Source organism: Flavobacterium nitrogenifigens, assembly GCF_003254565.1.
Lineage (GTDB): Bacteria > Bacteroidota > Bacteroidia > Flavobacteriales > Flavobacteriaceae > Flavobacterium > Flavobacterium nitrogenifigens.
Genome location: NZ_QJRI01000168.1, coordinates 15,870 through 37,434, shown reverse-complemented (window position 1 = coordinate 37,434; position 21,565 = coordinate 15,870). Strand labels below are relative to the sequence as shown.

Annotated in this window: 12 protein-coding genes; all 12 read left to right on the top strand. The window is 36.3% G+C overall.

All coding sequences use genetic code 11. The features are described from left to right. The first annotated feature begins 37 nt into the window (after positions 1-37). The 12 genes from DM397_RS06485 (at position 38) to DM397_RS06430 (ending at position 21,526) form a co-directional block, all read left to right on the top strand. Complete coding sequence (locus DM397_RS06485; RefSeq protein WP_111376753.1) at positions 38-1,441, top strand: glycoside hydrolase family 140 protein; 1,404 nt, start codon at positions 38-40, stop codon at positions 1,439-1,441. Positions 1,442-1,688: 247 nt separating this feature from the next. Further along, a complete protein-coding gene (locus DM397_RS06480) occupies positions 1,689-3,257 on the top strand; it encodes a glycoside hydrolase family 28 protein (protein WP_111376825.1) in 1,569 nt (522 codons plus the stop codon). A 79-nt stretch (positions 3,258-3,336) separates the two neighbouring features. Continuing rightward, complete coding sequence (locus DM397_RS06475; protein ID WP_111376752.1) at positions 3,337-4,254, top strand: glycoside hydrolase family 43 protein; 918 nt, start codon at positions 3,337-3,339, stop codon at positions 4,252-4,254. A gap of 60 nt (positions 4,255-4,314) precedes the next feature. After that, positions 4,315-6,180, top strand: coding sequence for a sialidase/neuraminidase family protein (locus DM397_RS06470; RefSeq protein ID WP_111376751.1), 1,866 nt, complete (start codon positions 4,315-4,317; stop codon positions 6,178-6,180). A gap of 156 nt (positions 6,181-6,336) precedes the next feature. Next, positions 6,337-9,117 carry a glycoside hydrolase family 78 protein gene (locus DM397_RS06465; protein ID WP_111376750.1) on the top strand — a complete coding sequence of 927 codons (2,781 nt, stop codon included), beginning with the start codon at positions 6,337-6,339 and terminating at the stop codon, positions 9,115-9,117. 151 nt (positions 9,118-9,268) lie between these two features. Beyond that, positions 9,269-10,687: an alpha/beta hydrolase family protein gene (locus DM397_RS06460; protein ID WP_111376749.1), complete on the top strand. Its 1,419-nt coding sequence runs from the start codon at positions 9,269-9,271 to the stop codon at positions 10,685-10,687. Positions 10,688-11,027: 340 nt separating this feature from the next. Then, the gene (locus tag DM397_RS06455) at positions 11,028-13,478 is read left to right on the top strand and encodes a glycoside hydrolase family 95 protein (RefSeq protein WP_111376748.1); all 2,451 of its coding nucleotides are present in this window, start codon (positions 11,028-11,030) and stop codon (positions 13,476-13,478) included. Between the two features lie 291 nt (positions 13,479-13,769). Continuing rightward, positions 13,770-15,338, top strand: coding sequence for an MGH1-like glycoside hydrolase domain-containing protein (locus DM397_RS06450; RefSeq protein WP_111376747.1), 1,569 nt, complete (start codon positions 13,770-13,772; stop codon positions 15,336-15,338). Positions 15,339-15,519: 181 nt separating this feature from the next. Further along, positions 15,520-18,267 (top strand): glycoside hydrolase family 78 protein, encoded by a 2,748-nt coding sequence (locus tag DM397_RS06445; protein WP_111376746.1) that lies wholly within the window; start codon positions 15,520-15,522, stop codon positions 18,265-18,267. Between the two features lie 44 nt (positions 18,268-18,311). After that, a complete protein-coding gene (locus DM397_RS06440; RefSeq protein ID WP_111376745.1) occupies positions 18,312-19,142 on the top strand; it encodes a BRO family protein in 831 nt (276 codons plus the stop codon). Positions 19,143-19,401: 259 nt separating this feature from the next. After that, positions 19,402-20,547, top strand: a complete 1,146-nt coding sequence (locus DM397_RS06435) for a sialidase family protein (RefSeq protein ID WP_111376744.1) — start codon at positions 19,402-19,404, stop codon at positions 20,545-20,547. 94 nt (positions 20,548-20,641) lie between these two features. Then, positions 20,642-21,526: a sugar phosphate isomerase/epimerase family protein gene (locus tag DM397_RS06430; protein ID WP_111376743.1), complete on the top strand. Its 885-nt coding sequence runs from the start codon at positions 20,642-20,644 to the stop codon at positions 21,524-21,526. Positions 21,527-21,565 lie beyond the last annotated feature (39 nt).

The following is a 21,565-nucleotide window of genomic DNA, read 5'->3' as shown; positions in this document are numbered from 1 at the left end:
TAAAAACCAAAAAAGATAAATTCAAAAACAACCCAAAATGAATCTGAAAATTAAATCTTTATACGCTCTTTGTATAAGCTTTATGTTGACAGCACAAAGCGGATTTTCGCAATCTGCCAAAACAAAAGCATCTCTGCCTGAAATCAAAGTATCTAAAAATCAGCATTATTTTGTAACCGAAAACGAAAAACCATTTTTCTGGTTAGGCGACACAGGCTGGCTGGCATTCGGAAAACTGGACAGAGCAGGAATTGAGAAATATTTCAAAGACCGAAAAGACAAAGGATTTAATGTCGTTCAGGTAATGGTTTTGCACAACATCAATGCTGTTAATGTTTATGGCGATCCGGCTTTGATAAACGAAGACGTTTCAAAACCTTTGATCACGGCAGGAAATGATTTCAAAGATGCAAAGCAATACGATTACTGGGATCACGTAGATTACACTTTAGATGTAGCTCAGAAAAACGGAATTTACGTTGCAATGGTTCCGGTTTGGGGAACAAATGTTTCAAAAGGAAATAAAGTAAGCAAAGAACAAGCAACAGTTTACGCTAAATTCTTAGCCGACAGATATAAAAACAGAACCAATGTAATTTGGTTAAATGGTGGAGATACACATGGGAACGAATTTCAGGATATCTGGAACGCAATCGGGAATACTCTAAAAACCAACAATCCGAATCAGTTAGTGACTTTTCACCCGTTTGGAAGAACTGATTCTTCAGAGAATTTCCACAACGAAAAATGGTTGGATTTTAATATGTTCCAATCTGGACACAGAAGATACGATCAAGATTCTATAAAAACGAATTTCAAAGAAGACAATTACAAATTTGTTCTAAGAGATTTCGAATTAAAACCAACAAAACCAACACTTGACGGAGAACCATCATACGAAGGAATTCCACACGGTTTACACGACACTCTACAGCCAAAATGGACAGCAAGCGATGTTCGTCGTTACGGATATTGGTCGGTTTTATCAGGCGGAGCAGGATACACATACGGGCACAACGCTGTAATGCAAATGTTCAGAAAAGGCGACAAACCAGCTTACGGAAACAAAGAATTATGGACATCAGCGATCAACACGCCTGGAGCAAAGCAGATGGTTTATATTAAGAAATTAATGGAAGAAGTGCCATTTTTAGAAGGAGTTCCAGATGTTTCTTTAGTGGTTAATCAAGGTCAGAAATACGATTATATTCCAGCCATAAGAGGAGAAAAATACGCTTTGCTATATACTTACAACGGAAGAATAATAGAAGTTAAACTAGGAAAAATTTCAGGAGACAAATTCGAAGCAAGTTGGTACAATCCAAGAAATGGCAAGAAAACTAAAATCGGATCATTTGATAACAAAGGAACTCAAAATTTTCAACCAGAAGGTAAAAAAGAAGATGGTAATGATTGGGTTTTGATTTTGAGATCGAAGTAAGATAAGAGTTTAGAAACCTGACAGGTTTTTAAAACCTGTCGGTTTAAACAATAGCATTTACACGTAATCTTGTCATCCTGACGAAGGAAGGATCACACACGAAACTCGACAAAGATTGGAGAGTTGCTTTACGGAGTTTCTAGTGAGATTCCTCGTTCCTCGGAATGACAAAAAATGAGCTAAAAAATCTGTGCTTATCATTTTATCCCGATAGCTATCGGGAGTGGCAAAAGAAAAAAACACAACTATGAAAAACATACTTATAATACTCTGCTTTATAACCGGATTAAACACCACTTTCGCAAACGATGGCTGGCTGAATATCCTAAACGAAGGCGGAAACAACAAAGGAATAAAATGTACACAAGCCATTCAGAATGCCATTGAAAAAGCTTCTAAAAACGGCGGAGGAACTATTTTTTTCCCTGCGGGAGAATATTTAACAGGAGCTTTAACACTAAGAAGCAATATTACGATTCACTTAGATTCTGGAGCACTTTTAAAGTTTTCAGAGAACTTCGATGATTTTCTTCCGTATGTAGAAATGCGTTACGAAGGAATTGTCATGAAAAGTTTCCAACCTTTATTTTATGCAAAAGATGCAGAAAATATCATCATTACAGGAAGAGGCGTAATCGACGGACAAGGAAAAGCATGGTGGAACGAAGTGTATCGAATAGAAACAGCAAAAGAACCGCTTCCTCCAACAAAATATCAAACCATGTGGGAAGAGCAAAACAAAGGCCTTTACACAGAACCTTATTATAAAAGAACGGTTGATAAGAAGTTATTCAGACCATCTTTTTTCCAAGCTTACAACTGCAAAAATATTTTAATTGAAGGTGTAACCTTTAAAAACTCACCTTTCTGGACAATCAACCCAGAATTTTGTGATAATGTAACCGTTACCGGAATTTCAATTTTTAATCCACATTCGCCAAATACAGACGGAATCAATCCTTCTTCTTGTACCAATGTTCACATTTCAAATTGCCATATCAGTGTTGGAGATGATTGCATCACGATCAAATCAGGAAGAGACGGAGACGGACGTAAATATGGAAAAGCAACAGAAAATGTTACCATTACAAATTGCACCATGTTGAGCGGTCACGGCGGAGTGGTTATTGGAAGCGAAATGTCGGGCGGAATTAAAAAAATCACAATATGCAACTGTGTTTTTGATGGAACAGATCGCGGAATCCGTATCAAGTCAGCACGTGGAAGAGGCGGTGTTGTAGAAGATATTCGTGTCGATAATATCGTCATGAAAAACATCAAAGAAGAAGCAATCGTTTTGAGCCTTTTCTACGATAAAGGAACTACAGTTGAACCTGTTACAGAGAAAACACCGATTTTCAGAAACATTCACATGAGTAATATTACAGCTTCAAATGTAAATAAAGCTGGGCAGATACTTGGAATTACAGAAATGCCAATTCAAAACATCACTTTCTCAAACATCAATATGGACGGAAAAGAAGGTTTTACAGTAAGTACGGCGACAGATGTTGAATTTCATGATGTAAAAGTGAATGCAACTGTTGGATCCTCTTTCAAAATATCAGATTCAAAAAATATTATTTTAGACAATGTTGGATCTTCAATGGCCATAAAAGGAGTTCCCGTTATCAAATTAGATAATGTTTCAAATACGTTGATCAACAATAATTTTCCATTCAATCCAACCGATATTTTTATCGAGGCTGATGGAAAAGAAACTAAAAATATTTTCTTGAAAAACAATGTTTTAAACAACGTAACAACGAAAATCAAAAAAGGAGCTTCTTTAGATAGAAAAGCAATTACAGAATAGATTATAATAACACAGATTTCACGAATTTACACCAATTTAATTCGTGCTAATTCGTGAAATTAGTGTTCAATTTTATATCATGAAAAAAATATTCATCATAGTAACTCTTTCACTTTTCGCGATTAGTTATTCGCAAAAAAAGAAAGATTTATATCTTTTTACATCATTTAGAGAACCCGCAACAGAAGGTTTGTATTTGGCATACAGCGAAGACGGTTACAACTGGAAAGGATTGGAAGGATCATTTCTAAAACCAGAAATTGGAGCCAGTAAAATCATGCGGGATCCGTCAATCACAAAAGGAGCAGACGGAACGTATCACATGGTTTGGACAACCGATTGGAAAGGCGGAAATGGTTTTGGCTACGCAAGTTCAAAAGATTTGATTCATTGGTCAGAACAGCAATACATTCCCGTGATGAAAAGCGAACCAGAAGTCGTAAACGTTTGGGCACCGGAGATTTTTTATGATGATGTAAAAAAAGAATACATAATCATTTGGGCATCAACAATTCCGTTTAGATATCCAAAAGGAGTGGAAGAAGAGAAAAACAACCACAGAATGTATTATGTAACGACTAAGGATTTCAAAACGTTTTCAGATACAAAATTATATTACGATCCAGGTTTCAGTGTAATTGATTGTGTGATTGTCAAAAAAGGAAAGAAAGATTATGTTTTGGTTTTGAAAGACAATACAAGACCCATGCGAAATATAAAAGTAGCTTTTGGGAAATCTCCTTTGGGACCGTTTGAAAAACCTTCAAAACCGTTGACAGAATATTTGTCAGAAGGCCCGACAGTAGTGAAAGTCGGTAAAAACTGGTTGTTGTATTATGATAATTACGGTTCAAAAAATTATAAAGCGTTAAGTACAACAGATTTTGTTCATTTTGAAGATGTTTCCTCCAAAATAAGTCTTCCAGAAGGACACAAACACGGAACGATTACAACAATCTCTGCAGACGTTTTAAAAGGATTAATTGAGAAGAAATAAATTCAACGCAAACCTGACAGGTTTTTAAAACCTGTCAGGTTTAATTAGAAAACATAAACAATGCTTACTTTCCAAAACATAAAAACCAACATAATTACAACAGCTACAATTCTTTTGGCTTGCGCAACTGTAAATGCGCAGAACGACACTGTGCGTTATGTTGGCAAAACACTTTCAAATATCGATTACCATCACGGACAGTTGAGTCCAGCGGTTGGAGTCCACGCTACACAAATTATGCGTGCCAGCCGTGAGCACCCAGAAAAAGCAGATGGTTTTGGATGGACTTATAACCATCAGCCGATGATGGCGTATTGGAATAATACCTTTTATCTGCATTATTTAAGCGATCCTTCGGGCGAACATATTCCGCCAAGTCAAACTTTATTAATGACTTCTAAAGACGGTGTAACGTGGACTAAACCAGAAGTGATTTTCCCAATTTATAGAATTCCTGACGGATGGAAGAAAGAAGGAGTTGAAGGCGTTGCCAAAAATCTGGATGCCATTATGCACCAAAGAATGGGGTTTTATACGTCTAAAGACAACCGACTTTTTGCATTAGCGTATTACGGAATCGCAATGGATGAAAAAGACGATCCAAACGATGGAAAAGGAATTGGTCGTGTAATCCGTGAAATCAAGAAAGACGGAAGTTTCGGCGAAATTTATTTCATTAGATACAACAAAACTTGGGACAAATCGAAATCAAAATTCCCATTTTATACCGCATCAAAAGATAAAGGTTTGAAAAAGGCTTGTGAAGAAATCTTATCAGAACCATTGGTTTTACAGCAATGGGTAGAAGAAGCCGATCGTGACGATGAATTGATTCCGCTACAGAAACCATATAAAGCCTTTAGTTATTACCATTTGCCAAACGGAAATGTAGTCGGTTTATGGAAACACGCTTTAACTTCTATTAGTAAGGACGGAGGAAAATCGTGGGATTATATGCCATTGCGTGCTCCGGGATTTGTAAACAGCAATGCTAAAATCTGGGGACAAAAAACGTCAGACAATCGTTATGCGACGCTTTACAATCCGTCAGAATACCGTTGGCCATTGGCAATTTCTACAAGTGACGACGGTTTAAATTATAAAGATTTATTATTGGTTCACGGAGAAGTAAGTCCGATGCGTTACGGCGGAAACTACAAATCGGCAGGTCCTCAATATGTTCGCGGAATAACAGAAAAGAACGGAACTCCGCCAGACGGGAAAATTTGGGTGGGGTACAGCATGAACAAAGAGGATATTTGGGTGGCATCGATTCCGGTTCCTGTTACTTCGGTTGTGACAGAAAATATAAATGACGTTTTCAATAATCTTCCTGACGGACAAGAATTAAAATTATGGAATACCTACGATCTTTCGTGGGCATCAACCAAAATCGAAAAGAAAGCCGATGGTAAAAAATGGCTGACGTTGAGAGATCAGGATTATTTTGATTATTCTCGTGCCGAAAGAGTTATTCCTTTTGCTTCAAAAATGGAAGCCGTTTTCACAGTTAAACCAGAGCAAAATAATCACGGTTTATTACAGATTGAATTTCAAAACAAACAAGGTCTGCCTTCAGTAAGATTGATTTTTGATTCGGATGGAGAATTAAAGGTAAAAAATGGTGCGCGTTTGAGTTCGGTTACAAAGTACGAAGCAAATAAAGCATATAAAATTACAGTTAAATTAGATGCTAAAAACCGTCAATACACTATAAAAGTAAACGATGGAAAAGAATCAACAAAGATATTTTATGCGCCAACAGATGGTTTTGAACGAATCATGTTCCGCACAGGAGAGCAAAGACATTCGCCAGATCCGGACACAGCACCAGACACAGACGATTACGACGACCTGCCTCAAACAGGAAAATTAATTCCAGAGGCAGTATTCAATATCGAATCTTTGGTAACTAAAAAGTTGTAAAAATTATGGAACGCGGATGAAACGGATTTACTTCGTAAAAACGCGGATAAAAACGGATATTTTTTTTTTTAAGTAAAACAAATAAAAAAATCCGTGCGAATTAGCGTCTTCGCGATAGCGAATCCGTTTTATCAGCGTTCAATTTTAAAAGTTAGAATGAAGAATTTCAAAAACATATTATTAGGATTTAGCTTTTTAATCACTTTCATTTCAAATGGACAAATTTTACCTGTACGTTTAACAACGGAAATGGCTGAAAATCCATTAGCAGTAGTTCAGAATCAGCCAAGATTAAGCTGGCAATTGGTTTCAAAAGAATCCGATGCCTCACAAGTGGCGTTTCTTATTTTGGTTGCTTCATCAGAAGAAAAACTGAACAATGACGACGGAGATATTTGGAATACCGGAAGAGTAAATACCGATAAAAATCTGCATATTGTTTATAATGGAAAACCATTAAAAAGCGAAACCAAATATTTCTGGAAAGTTAAGGTTTGGAATCAATCAGGGAAAGTTTCTAAATGGAGCAAAACAGCTACTTTCAGAACGGCGCCGATAGAATCAGATTTAAACCCAATTTGGATTGGAGCTATTACAAAGGCTGATAGTCATTTACCGGAAGGAAGAAACTACCACACAGCCACTTTCAACAGAGAAAAAAAGAACTCGTTTATCAATGCATCCGATTCTTTGGCACGTAGAAGTATCATGTTGCGAAAGCCTTTCGAAATAGAAAAAGCAGTCAAAGAAGCTGTAGTTTATATTTCAGGTTTAGGACATTACGAATTAACGATCAACGGAAAAAAAGTGGGTAATAGCCAATTTGCACCTTTGTGGACGGATTACGATAAAACGGTTAATTACAATGTTTACGAATTAAGCGCGAAAGAATTTCAAAAAGGAGATAATGTAATTGGCGTTCTTTTAGGAAACGGAATGTACAATACGCTTGCAGAAAGATATACCAAATTCTTCGTAAGTTTTGGTCCGTCAACTTTATTCTTTAAAATGAAAATCAAGTATAATGACGGATCAGAAGAAATTATAAAATCAGATGGATCTTGGAAATACAGCAAAAGTCCGATTACGTATAATAGCATTTTTGGAGGAGAAGATTACAATGCTAACTTAGAACAAAGAGGCTGGAATAGAAAAGGTTTCAAAGATAGAGATTGGAAAAAAGTAGTCATTCAGGAAGCACCAAAAGGAGTTTTAAGACCACAGACTGCACCGCCAGTTACGATTCAGAAACAATACGAAGTGAAATCCGTAAAAGAACTAAAACCTAATTTCTACGTGTTTGATATGGGGCAGAATCTTTCAGGATTTCCAACTATAAAAGTAAAAGGGAAAAAAGGGCAAACAATTCGTGTTTGGGTTGCTGAAGGTTTGAATGAAGAAGGCACAATAGCGCAGGGAAGATCTGGGAAACCTTATTATTATGATTACACTTTAAAAGGAGACGGAACAGAAGAATGGACGCCAAAATTCAGTTTCTATGGTTATCAATATGTTCAAATTGAAAACATTAATTATAAAGAAGATAAGAATAAAGATCTTCCAACATTGGTTGATTTAAAATCGAATTTCATTTACAATTCGGCTGGAGAAGCGGGAAGTTTTTCATGTTCCAATGAGATTTTCAATAAAACACACGAATTGATAAATAATTCGATCAAAAGTAATTTCCAAAGTGTTTTTACCGATTGTCCACAACGTGAAAAACTAGGATGGCTTGAAGAAATTCAGTTAAACGGTCCGGGGTTGATGTTCAATTATAACCTTCAGAATTTCATTCCTGCAACGATGCAGAATATTTCTGATTCGCAAAGAGAAAATGGTTTAATTCCGACAATAGTTCCTGAATATGTAATTTTTGGAGGTGATTTTACCGATTCTCCAGAATGGGGTGTAACGGGCGTAATCTTGCCTTGGATGTATTATGAATATTACGGAGATGCTTCATTGTTAGAGAAATATTTTCCTGTAATGAAGAATTATGTGGATTATTTAGGAACGAAAGCAACAAACCATATCGTTTCACACGGATTAGGCGATTGGTACGATTACGGAACGCATCCAGCGGGATATTCTAAAAACAGTCCTATTGCGCTTTCTGCGACTTCTCATTACTATTATGGCGCTTATTTAGTAGCAAAAGCATCAAAATTATTAGGTAAAACCGAAGATTTTGAGAAATATAATACGTTGGCTTCTGAGATTAAAATGGCTTTCAACAAAGAATTTTTCAACGAAGAAACCAAACAATATGGAACAAGTAGTCAGTTTAGTAATGCCGTTCCGATTTTTATGGATATTGTAGAACCGCAGTATAAAGAAGCTGTAATGCAGAATTTATTAGCTGATATAAAAGAAAAAGGAGATCGTTTGACCACGGGAGATGTTGGAAATCGTTATTTATTCCAGACTTTGGCAAGAAACGGCGAAAACGAAACGATGTACAGAATGCACAATCATTACGATGCGCCGGGTTATGGTTTTCAGATTAAATTTGGCTTGACCACTTTAACCGAACAATGGGATCCGAGAAAGGGAAATTCGTGGAATCATTTTATGTTAGGTCAAATTGAAGAATGGTTTTACCAAAGTTTAGCCGGAATTATGTCCGATCCTGAGAAACCGGGATTCAAGCATTTCTTTATTCAGCCGGAAGTGGTTGGCGATATGACTTTCGCGAAAGCGGACTATCAATCAGTTTACGGAAAAATTGCTTCTTCTTGGGAAAAGAAAGACGGCAAATTTATTTTGACAGTTCAGATTCCGGTTAATACAACTGCGACAGTAAAATTGCCGGTTGCTAAAAATTCAGAAATAAAAATGGATGGTAAAAGATTTAAGGTAGGTTTTGATGAAAAAGTGCAAAAGCCTGTTTTGGAATTGGGTTCAGGAATTTATACAATCGAATGCACAATATAATGAAACGCGGATGACGCAGATTCGCTATCGCGAAAACACGGATTTACACGGATTTCTTTATTTGTTTTTAGGAAAAAGAAAATCCGTTTTAATCCGCGTCTTTACGAAGTAAATCCGTTTCATCCGTGTACCAACACACAACAATATTAAAATGAAAAAAATAAAATACATCTTCTTAGTTTCCATTTTTGCTTTGACATTTGCCAATGCACAAAACACTTCTGACACTAATTTTAGAAAGCCAGTATCAGAAACACTGAAAAAAATAGAAACTCTTTTTAACGTAACGATCAACGACGACAGAGGTTTATTAAAAGGAAAAGAACTGGATTATGCCGATTGGAGAATTGAACCTGGAAATTTAGCGCTTTCGCTGACTAATATTTTAGCACCGTTTGAATTGATGTATTTTAAACAACCCGATGGAACCTACATTATACGCAAGTATGAAAACCATAAAGTTTCGGTAGATAAAGGAAAAGAACGCTTGTTTTACTTAGAAAGCCTTTATTCGACCAAAGAAGAATGGGAAAAACGTAAAACGGAGTTAAAAGCTTGTATGATTGCATCATTTGGTTTGGATAAGGCGCCCCCTACACCGAAATCTAAGCCACTTTTAACTCCAAAGAGAATTTACAAAGATTACAGTGTCGAAAATATTGCATTAGAAATTTTACCTGGTGTTTATGCGACAGGATCGATTTACAAACCGTATCCGTTAAATAAAAAAGCAGCAGTTATTTTAACTCCTGACGGACATTTTGGTGATGGAAGATATAGAAAAGATGAGCAGTACCGTTGTGCTATGATGGCAAAAATGGGAGCAATTGTGGTAGGTTACGATTTATTTGCTTGGGGAGAATCGTTACTACAATTCCCAGAAGAGACACACAGAAACAGCATTGCATCGACAGTTCAGGTTTTAACTGGAATTCGTTTATTGGATTATTTAGCAACGGTAAAAAATGCTGATATGTCTAGAGTTGGAATTACAGGTGGTTCTGGCGGAGGATCTCACACGATGTTTTTAGCAGCAATTGATGACAGAGTAAAAGTTTCAGCTCCAGTTGTGATGGTTTCTTCTCATTTCTCAGGCGGTTGTCCATGCGAAAGTGGTCGTGGAATTCACTTATGTGGAAACGGAACAAATAATGCCGAAATCTCTGCAATGATGGCTCCAAAACCGCAATTGATTGTTTCTGACGGAAAAGACTGGACATTGGCAGTTCCAGAATTGGAATTTCCTTTTATCCAAAGAACATATGAATTGTACGGAAAGAAAGATTTAGTTGAGAATGCTCATTTTGCAAAAGAAGGTCATGATTTCGGAATCTCGAAACGTATGGCTTTGTATCCGTTTATGGCGAAATATTTAGATTTGGATTTGAATAAAGTGAAGAACGATAAAGGTGAAATCGACGAATCGACTTGTGTAATTGAGCCGAAAGAGAAGTTGTTGGTTTTTGGAGATAAAGGAGAAAAATTGCCGAAAAATGCTTTGAAAGACATCAACAAATTATATGAAATGTTTGGAGAAAAAAATCTGAAAGTTTACGAGGTTAAAAAGTGATAGTCACGACCCGAGCGATAGCGAACAGGCGAAGCAATTCACGAATTATTTTTTATAAACGATATGCATTTTTTACCTGACATTACTCGAATTAACCTTTTCGGTAAAAATTAGAGAAATAAAACACAAAGAATAATTAGAGCAAATTCGTGAATTCGTGGCGAAAAAAAACATTTATTGAGCTAAGAAATAGCCACGAATTCACGAATTATTTTTATATACGAAACGCAATTTTTGTGTCAAATTACTCGAATTAACACTTTTGGTCAAAATTAGAGAAATAAAACACAAAGAATAATTAGAGAAAATTCGTGAATTCGTGGCGAAAAAAAAATATACTATGAAGTTAAAAAGTAAAATAACGGCTATTTGTTTTGGAATTTTTTCCTTTACTGCAACAGCACAAAGTGACCTAAAATTATGGTACGATAAACCTGCATCCATCTGGAACGAAGCTTTGCCTTTAGGCAATGGACGTTTAGGCGCAATGGTCTTTGGAGATCCAGCGGTAGAACGTTTGCAATTGAACGAAGAAACAATTTGGGCAGGCTCTCCAAACAGCAATGCGCATTCAAAATCAATAGAAGCTTTGCCAAAAGTAAGACAGTTAATTTTTGATGGAAAATTTGAAGAAGCACAAGATTTGGCTACGAAAGATATTATGTCGCAAACCAATGACGGAATGCCATATCAGACTTTTGGAAGCGTTTATATTTCATTCAACGGACATCAAAAATATACCGATTATTACAGAGATTTAGATATTAGCAACGCTACGGCGAAAGTAAAATACAAAGTAAATGGTATTGAATTTACAAGAGAAATTTTAACCGCGTTTTCAGATCAGGTAATTGTAGTAAAACTTTCTGCAAGTCAGCCGGGACAGATTACCTGTAATGTTTTCATGAACAGTCCTATTGATAAAACAGTCGCTTCAACAGAAGGTAACCAGATTATACTTTCGGGAGTTGGAACTAACTTTGAAGGTGTAAAAGGAAAAGTAAAATTTCAAGGAAGACTTACAGCTAAAAACAAAGGTGGCGAAATTGATGCCAACAACGGCGTTTTAAGCATCAACAAAGCCGATGAAGTGACTTTATACATTTCGATTGCTACGAACTTCAAAAACTATCAGGATATTTCGGGAGATGAAATTGCAAAAAGTAAAGACTATTTGGCTAAAGCGGAACCAAAAGATTTTGAAACTATAAAGAAAGCACATGTTGATTATTACCAAAAATTCTTCAGCAGAGTGTCTCTAAATTTAGGTTCAAATGATTTAGTTAAAAAGCCAACAAACGAAAGAATCCGAGATTTCTCTAAACAATTTGATCCGCAATTGGCGAGTTTGTATTTCCAGTTTGGACGTTATCTTTTAATTTCGAGTTCACAGCCAGGCGGACAACCCGCTAATTTACAAGGAATCTGGAATGATATGGTGACTCCGCCTTGGGACAGTAAATACACGACCAACATCAATGCCGAAATGAATTACTGGCCGGCACAAGTAACCAATTTGCAGGAAATGCATGAACCTTTTGTGCAAATGGCAAAAGAGTTGGCTGTAACTGGTGCAGAAACAGCTAGAACGATGTACAATGCAAATGGTTGGGTTTTACATCACAACACTGATATATGGCGCGTAACTGCTCCGGTAGATTCAGCTGCCTCAGGAATGTGGCCGACTGGTGGTGCTTGGGTTTGCCAAGATTTATGGGAAAGATATTTATATACAGGAGATAAAAAATATCTAGCAGAAATTTATCCAATTATGAAAGACGCTGCTGATTTCTTTTTGGATTTTATGGTTATAGATCCAAACACAAAATATTTAGTGGTTGTTCCGTCAAGTTCGCCTGAAAACACGCACGCAGGCGGAACAGGAAAAGCAACAATTGCATCGGGAACTACAATGGATAATCAGTTGGTTTTTGATTTGTTTACGCATGTAATTGAAGCTTCGGCTTTGGTTTCTCCTGATGCTGTTTATGTGAAAAAAGTAAGTGATGCTTTGGCAAAAATGCCTCCAATGAAAGTGGGTAAACACAATCAGTTGCAGGAATGGCAGGACGATTGGGATAACCCAAAAGATAATCATAGACACGTTTCGCATTTGTACGGATTGTATCCAAGTAATCAGATTTCACCGATAAAAACACCTGAATTATTTGAGGCTGCTAAACAGTCGCTGATTTATAGAACAGATGAATCTACAGGTTGGTCAATGGGATGGAAAGTGAATTTATGGGCGAGATTGTTAGACGGAAATCATGCTTATAAATTGATTCAGGACCAATTACATTTGGTAACAGCAGATCAAAGAAAAGGTGGCGGAACTTATCCGAATATGTTAGACGCGCATCAGCCTTTTCAAATCGATGGTAATTTTGGATGCACAGCTGGTTTTGCCGAAATGCTGATTCAGAGTCAGGAAGATGCGATTCATTTATTACCTGCTTTGCCAACTGTCTGGAAAGACGGAAGCATTAAAGGCTTGGTTGCAAGAGGCGGATTTGTAATTGATATGACTTGGAAAAACAATAAAGTTTCGGTGTTGAAAATATATTCGAAAATTGGAGGAAATTGTAGGTTGAAAGTAGAAAATATTTTGAAAGGCTCTTCGCTTAAAAAAGCAAAAGGGAAGAATCCGAATCCGTTGTTTTATGATGTGGAAGTGAAGAAACCGATTATTTCTAATGAAGCAAAATTGCCTAAAGTACAATTGCCAAATTATAATATTTACGATGTGAATATGAAAGCAGGGCAGACTTATACTTTTACTGGAAATTAAAAATATTTTAAAACCATATAAGTGATATAAGGAAATATAAAGTTTAGGACGTTCCTGCAAGGTTTCTAAAACCTTGTAGGTATAAATGATAAACTTGGCGATTAAAAATAAGACACCTGCAAGGTTTTGGAAACCTTGCAGGAGTGAGAAAACGTAAAGGTCTCTTGCGTGAGTGATGGAAGTGGAGCTCTTTTTTGTGAGGCTTTTTCTGCCGAACAAAAAAAGCGGGAACGGACAGCACGACCCGGAGGGACACGCCCAAAGAATTAGTTTTAAAATAATAATTAGAATATGTTACAACATTTCAAACATAAAATAATAACACTTTCAATAGTAATCGTTTGCATAAACAGCAGTTGCAAATCGACTGTAGATCATTCACAAAAAGGAAAATCGGTTATTTTAAAAGAAAAAAACTTCAAACATTATGTTGATTATTTCAACACGATGGAAGATGAAAACTTAAAATTTGCAATTCCGAATGATAGTGCGTGGGTCTGGATGGAAAAGAATATTCCGTTGTTTGAATGTCCACAGCAGAATTTTGAGGAGATTTATTATTTCAGATGGTGGAGTGTCCGAAAGCATATTAAAAATACACCACAAGGATTTGCAATTACAGAGTTTTTGGTAGATCGTTCGTATGCCGATAAATACAATATGATCAGTTGTGCTTTGGGGCATCATATCAACGAATTCAGATGGGTTCATGATCCGAAATATATTGAGCAGGATGTGAAACTTTGGTATAGAGGAAATGATGGAAAACCGATGAACAAACTGTATAAATTCAGCAGTTGGACAGCCGATGCTTTGTACAATCGTTATTTGGTAAATAAGGATGAAAAATTCTTATTGGATTTGTATCCAGACATGGTTACGGATTATGCCGTTTGGGAAAAAGACCGTCAGCGCAAAGATGGTTTGTTTTGGCAGCATGACGTAAAAGATGGAATGGAAGAATCTTTAAGTGGAGGACGAAAAGTGCAAAATGCTAGACCGACGATTAACAGTTATATGTACGGGAATGCTATAGCAATTTCTAAAATGGCTGAGTTGAAAGGTGATAAGGAAACAGAAACCAAATTCAAAGCGAAAGCTGATGTTTTACAGCAATTAGTCGAAACCAAATTATGGAATTCTAAAAGTGAGTTCTTTGAAACTCTAACAGAAAAAGATACTTTAGCACAAGTTAGGGAAGCGATTGGATTTATTCCATGGTATTTTAATCTTCCAGAGAAAAACAAAGGATTTGAAAAAGCTTGGGAGCAGATTAAGGATGAAAAAGGATTTTCGGCTCCGTTTGGTTTAACAACCGCAGAAAGAAGAAGTCCGAGATTTAGAACACACGGGACAGGAACCTGCGAATGGGACGGCGCGATTTGGCCATTTGCAAGTTCGCAGACCTTAACGGCTTTGGCAAATGTTTTGAATAATTACGATCAGAATTTTGTAGCCAAACCTGATTATTTCAAACAAATGGAATTGTACGTTCAGTCACAGTATTACAGAGGGAAACCTTATCTTGGTGAGTATTTGGATGAAACAACGGGCTATTGGTTAATGGGCGACAGAGAAAGAAGCCGTTATTATAATCATTCGACTTTCAATGATTTAGTGATTACAGGATTGGTTGGCTTACGTCCGAGAGCAGATGAAAAGATTGAAGTAAATCCGCTAGTTCCGCAGGAGAAATGGGATTGGTTTTGTTTGGATAATGTTCTGTATCATGGCAATATTATCACGATTCTTTGGGATAAAACAGGAGAAAAATATAAAAAAGGAAAAGGTTTTAGAATCTTTAAAAACGGAAAGGAAATTGCAGTTTCTGAGAAATTGGAACGAGTGATTTCGGAGTAAAGTTTGGATGCTTCGGAGAAGCATAATATTTATAGAAAAATAAACAGCCAAATGATAAAAAGCTCCGGCGGAGCGATACCTATAGAAAATTATGTCACCCCGCTGGGGCTTATTGAACTAACTATTATAAAATCTATAAATATATCGTCCCTCTGGGACTTGACATTATTTAAACAATACCATGAAAAAGTTTTTTTTACATCTTACCATAATAATTTCGTTTTTCACAATTTCGGCGAAAGCCCAAAACAAAATAATTGTAAGTGATTTAAAATGCGAAATGCTGACGAATCCGGAAGGAATTGACGTTTTACAGCCAAGATTGAGTTGGAAAATAAAAGCAAGTGTAAACGATGTAAAACAAACTCATTATAAAATTTTAGCTTCTTCGTCTTTAGAAAAACTAAATGCAGGAAACGCAGATTTATGGGATAGCGGAAAGGTACAAAGCGACGAATCTGTAAATGTAATTTATAAAGGAAAAAAGCTAAAAGACAGACAAGACGTTTATTGGAAAGTAGCCATTTTTACTAATAAAGGCGAAGTTCAATCAAAAGAAACAGCACATTTCAGTATCGGAATTTTGACTTATGCTGATTGGAAATCGACGCGTTGGATTGGTTATGAGAAAACTTCTCCAGGAGATAGTATTTCGCAGTATTCTCGATTATCAGCGAGATATTTGAGAAAAGAAATTGACTTAAAAAAGAAAGTCAAAAATGCCAAAGTTTATATTATGGGAATGGGTTTGTACGAGCTGTACATTAACGGAAATAAAATTGGAGATCAGGTTCTGGCACCCATTCCTACGGATTATACGAAGAATGTAAAATACAATGTTTTTGATGTGACTTCGCAATTACAGGAAGGTAAAAATGCATTGGGAACGATTTTAGGGAACGGACGTTTTTTTACGATGCGTCAGGATTATAAGCCTTATAAAATCAAAACTTTTGGATATCCGAAAATGGCTTTGCAGCTGTTTGTAGAGTATGCAGATGGAAGTAAAGACGTTATTCGCACAGATGACACTTGGAAGATTACGACTGATGGTCCAATCTTGTCAAACAATGAATATGACGGTGAAGAATACGATGCCCGTAAAGAAATGAAAGGCTGGAATACCATTAATTTTAATGATAAAAAATGGCTTTCGGCAGAATATGTTCAAGAGCCTGGCGGATTCTACGAAGGACAGATGTCGGCGAATATGAAGGTAAAACGTGAAGTAAAACCGATTTCGATTAAACAAACGCCAAAAGGAACTTATATCTTAGATATGGGACAGAATATGGTGGGCTGGTTACAATTGAAAGTAAAAGGAAATGCAGGCGATAAAATCACAATGAAATTTGCGGAATCTTTACAGCCTGACGGTTCGTTATACATTGCCAATTTACGTGATGCCAAAACAACTGATATTTATACTTTAAAAGGTGAAGGAGAAGAAGTTTGGGAACCGCGTTTTATTTTTCACGGTTTTAGATTTGTAGAGATTTCAGGATTCAAATCCAAACCAACTTTAGAAAATTTTGTTGGAAAAGTCGTTTACGATGATATTGCCACAATAGGAACTTTCGATTCTTCGAACCCAATTATGAATCAGATTTTTAAGAATGCGTGGTGGGGAATCAGTGGAAATTATAAAGGAATGCCAATTGATTGTCCGCAAAGAAACGAGCGCCAGCCTTGGTTGGGAGACAGAACAACGGGCGCTTACGGAGAAAGTTTCTTATTTGATAATCAGACGTTATATGCAAAGTGGTTAGATGATATCAAAAATGCACAAACTATTGATGGGGGAATTCCAGATGTAGCACCAGCTTTCTGGCGTTATTACGGTGATAATGTGACTTGGCCGGGAACTTATATTACAGTTGCTGATATGCTGTATCAGCAGTTTGGAGGCAAAAAAGTGGTTGAAAAACAATATCCGTCGATGAAAAAATGGATGGATTATATGGAAGAAAACTATCTGGTTGATGATATCATGACCAAAGATAAATACGGCGATTGGTGCGTTCCGCCAGAGTCCTTGGAATTAATTCGTTCTAAAGATCCTTCTCGTTTAACCGATGGTGAATTGATTTCGAGCGCGTTTTATTATCAGCTTCTAAATATCATGAAAAAGTTTGCTGTGATTGCCAATTCGCAAAATGATATTAAACATTATGACGAATTAGCTTCAAGAATAAAAAAAGCATTCAACGCTAAATATTTTAATGCATCCAAAAACAATTACGCCAATAATACCGTAACAGCCAATTTACTGCCTTTGACTTTCGGAATGGTTCCAGAAGAATTGCAACAAAAAGTTTTCGAAAATCTTGTACACGAAGTAGAAGTGACTAAAAATGGTCATGTAAGCACTGGGGTTATTGGAACTCAGTTTTTAATGCGAACATTAACCAATTTTGGTCGTGGCGATTTGGCTTTCAAACTGGCCTCAAATAAAACCTATCCAAGCTGGGGTTATATGGTCGAAAATGGTGCCACAACCATTTGGGAACTTTGGAACGGAAACACAGCCGATCCAGCAATGAATTCGCAAAACCACGTCATGCTTTTAGGTGATTTACTGATTTGGTATTACGAAAATATGGCAGGAATCAAAAGCAATCCTGAAACTCCGGGCTTCAAACAAATTATTATGAAACCGGACTTCAATGCAGGATTAACTTATGTAAATGCTTCATACGAATCGATTTACGGAACAATTAAAAGTGACTGGAAAAAAGATAAAAAAGCTTTGGTTTGGAATATTACGATTCCTGCAAATGCTTCAGCTTTAGTGTATTTACCAACAACAAATGTTTCAGCAATAACAGTGAATAAGCAAAAGTTAACTCAATTTTCTACTTCTATTAAAACGGATAATAATACTGTTGTAATATTACCATCGGGTTCCTATGTTTTGAGTGTAAAATAAGGAAGTTTTTTCGTACTATTGTAGACTATTGTAAAAAGTAATTTATGGATGCCATTAAAGTTTTTGAAGATAAAAAAGTACGAAGCCATTATGATACCGATAATGAAATTTGGTATTTTTCTATAGTGGATATTGTTGAGGCATTAACAGATTCTAAAAACCCGACAGATTATTTAAAAAAAATCAGAAAGAGAGATGTTGAACTTGGAAGTTACATAGGGACAAATTGTCCCCAGGTAACAATGCTAACTAATGGGAAAAAGCGTAAAACATTGGCAGGCAACGTTGAGAATATTTTTAGAATAGTACAATCCATTCCATCTCCTAAAGCTGAACCGTTTAAACAATGGCTGGCAAAAGTTGGTTATGAACGTATTCAGGAAATTCAAGATCCGGTGCAAAGCATTGACCGGGCGAGAGAAAACTGGAAGCAACATGGAAGAAGCGAAAAGTGGATTCAGCAACGCATGATGGGACAGGAAACCCGAAATAAGCTAACTGATTATTGGAAAGAAGCGGGTATTGAAGAGAAAAATGAATTTGCAATTCTAACTAATATTATTCATCAGGAATGGACTGGTCTTTCAGTGAAAGAACATAAAGAGGCAAAAGGCTTAAAGTCGCAAAATCTTAGAGATCACATGAGTGAGGCTGAACTTATTTTTACTGCACTGGCTGAACTTTCAACAAGGCAAATAGCCGAAAATGATGAAGCAAAAGGAATAATCGAAAATGCAGTGGCAAGCAAAAAGGGTGGAGCAGTGGCAAAAAATGCACGAGTTGAACTGGAACAGCAAACGGGCAAAAATGTAGTGACAAATGAGAATTTTTTGCCTCCTGCAGACGAGAAAAAGACTTTACCTAGGAAGAAATAATATTTTTTTTCTCAAAAAATGAACTCTTAGCAATATTACTTTGATACAATAAAAATATAAATGTGATTTCGAATATAACGTTTTCGTCAGGAAATTTTGCAATTAGCGTTAAATAATCTGCTTTTTTAATAATTCGGGACAGTACAGGATACATTGTTAATTTTTTGGTGTTATTTTTACACTTATTAAATATTTTTACCTAAAAAAATGTTAGGTATGTATTTATAGTCAAAAAAAATAATTCATAATTTAATTAAGAATGAAGGTAACAAAATTAGCATTTGTCTTGTTTGGACTTTTCCTTTTAGGAAGTTGTAAATCGGCTTTAGAGAAAAAGACTTGGAAAGAAGGAATTTTAGTAGATCAATTTGTTTACGATAAAGCACCTTATCCGTCTTGTCATGCGATTACAATCGTCGAAGCTACAAATGGTGATTTAGTTGCTTCTTGGTTTGGCGGAACTCACGAAAGAAATCCTGATGTTTGTATCTACGTAGCCATTAAACCAAAAGGAAGCGACACTTGGAACGAGGGCGTAAAAGTTGCTGACGGCGTTATGAAAGACGGACCAAGATTACCAACTTGGAACCCAGTTTTATATCAAATTCCAGGAGGCGATTTAATGTTATTCTACAAAATAGGTCCAAAACCATCTGAATGGTGGGGCGTAATCAGAACTTCATCTGACGGCGGAAAAACTTGGTCTGAGGCTCAAAAAATGCCAGACGGTTTCTTAGGGCCAATCAAAAATAAACCAGTTTTATTAAGCAACGGAACTTTATTATGTCCGTCAAGTATCGAAGGAGATGGTTGGAGACTTCGTATGGAATCTACTCCAGATTTCGGAAAAACTTGGGTAATGGGAGATACACTTCCAAGAGGAAAACAAAAAATCAATGCCATTCAGCCTAGTATTTTATTCCATAAAGACGGAAGTATTCAAGCTATTGGAAGAACTAGAAACAGAGCGATTTTCAGTACATTCTCAAAAGATAATGGAAAAACTTGGTCGGATGTTGAGTTAATCGGACTTCCAAATAACAACTCAGGAACAGACGCTGTTACACTTAAAGACGGCAGACATTTATTAGTTTACAATCACGTTCTTCCTCCTGGAAAAGAAGCGAAAGGGCCAAGAACGCCTTTAAACGTTTCGGTTTCTAAAGACGGAATTCATTGGAATGCTGCTTTGGTTTTAGAAGATTCAAAAATCAGCCAATATTCTTATCCTTCAATTATTCAAAGTTCAGATGGAATGGTGCATATTGTTTATACTTGGAGAAGGGAAAAACTGAAATATGTAAAAGTGGATCCAAGTAAATTAGTGGCGCTTCCAATCAAAAACGGAATCTGGCCAGGCGACGAAGGAAAAGTAGTTACAGCGGTAAAAGCCGAAGAAGAGTAAAGAAAAAGTTCGCTACTAATTCCACGAATTTTCACAAATTTTTTAAAAACTAATTCGTGGAAATTTGTGCAATTCGTGGCAAAAAAATATAACCATGAAATCTAAAAAACATTTATTAATTGCAATGCTTGTCGTTTTAGCAACGACATTCAACAGCTGTGCAACGGCTCAGTCTTCCAATAAAAAACAAAAATACAAGGTTGCAGTTTGCGACTGGATGATTTTGAAAAGACAAAAATTAGGCGCTTTTGGTTTAGCAGCTGAAATAAAAGCTGACGGAATAGAACTCGATATGGGAGGTTTAGGAAACCGTCCGACTTTTGACAGTAAGCTAGGCGATCCTGTAGAAAGACAAAAATTCTTAGATAAATCAAAAGAAACTGGCGTTGGGATCAGCTCAATTGCCATGTCTGGATTTTATGCACAATCTTTTGCTACAAGAGAAATCATGCCAATGATTACTGATTGTATTCAGACTATGAAAAACATGAAAGTAAAAGTGGCTTATCTTCCGTTAGGAACACAAACCGATTTGGTTAAAAATCGAGAATTGCGTCCAGAAGTAATTAAAAGACTGCAATGGGCAGGAAAAGAAGTCGGTAAAATAGGTGGAGTAATTGCGATTGAAACCTCTTTAGACGCGACAGAAGAGAAAAAACTTTTAGACGAGGTTGGTTCAAAATACATTAAAAGTTCTTTCAATTTTGCGAATGCTTTAGATAATAAAAGAGATATTTCTTCAGAATTAAAAATATTAGGCAAGAAATATGTAGCGCAGATTCACGCTTCAAATACCGATCAGTTTTGGTTAGAAAATGATAAAGCGATCGACATGCCAAAAATCAAACAAACTTTGGATGAAATGAAATGGAGTGGATGGCTAATTGTAGAGCGTTCTCGTGACGTAACGCAAGTTCATAATGTAAAAGCCAATTACGGAGCAAACGTAGCTTATTTGAAGAAGATTTTCCAGAATTAAACAATAAACAGTGATCAATATGTAATCGTTAAACAACAC

Coding starts and splice junctions, on each gene's coding strand:
- DM397_RS06435 (WP_111376744.1), top strand. CDS start 19,402: ATGAAGGTAACAAAATTAGCATTTGTCTTGTTTGGACTTTTCCTTTTA.
- DM397_RS06440 (WP_111376745.1), top strand. CDS start 18,312: ATGGATGCCATTAAAGTTTTTGAAGATAAAAAAGTACGAAGCCATTAT.
- DM397_RS06485 (WP_111376753.1), top strand. CDS start 38: ATGAATCTGAAAATTAAATCTTTATACGCTCTTTGTATAAGCTTTATG.
- DM397_RS06460 (WP_111376749.1), top strand. CDS start 9,269: ATGAAAAAAATAAAATACATCTTCTTAGTTTCCATTTTTGCTTTGACA.
- DM397_RS06480 (WP_111376825.1), top strand. CDS start 1,689: ATGAAAAACATACTTATAATACTCTGCTTTATAACCGGATTAAACACC.
- DM397_RS06430 (WP_111376743.1), top strand. CDS start 20,642: ATGAAATCTAAAAAACATTTATTAATTGCAATGCTTGTCGTTTTAGCA.
- DM397_RS06470 (WP_111376751.1), top strand. CDS start 4,315: ATGCTTACTTTCCAAAACATAAAAACCAACATAATTACAACAGCTACA.
- DM397_RS06465 (WP_111376750.1), top strand. CDS start 6,337: ATGAAGAATTTCAAAAACATATTATTAGGATTTAGCTTTTTAATCACT.
- DM397_RS06475 (WP_111376752.1), top strand. CDS start 3,337: ATGAAAAAAATATTCATCATAGTAACTCTTTCACTTTTCGCGATTAGT.
- DM397_RS06450 (WP_111376747.1), top strand. CDS start 13,770: ATGTTACAACATTTCAAACATAAAATAATAACACTTTCAATAGTAATC.
- DM397_RS06455 (WP_111376748.1), top strand. CDS start 11,028: ATGAAGTTAAAAAGTAAAATAACGGCTATTTGTTTTGGAATTTTTTCC.
- DM397_RS06445 (WP_111376746.1), top strand. CDS start 15,520: ATGAAAAAGTTTTTTTTACATCTTACCATAATAATTTCGTTTTTCACA.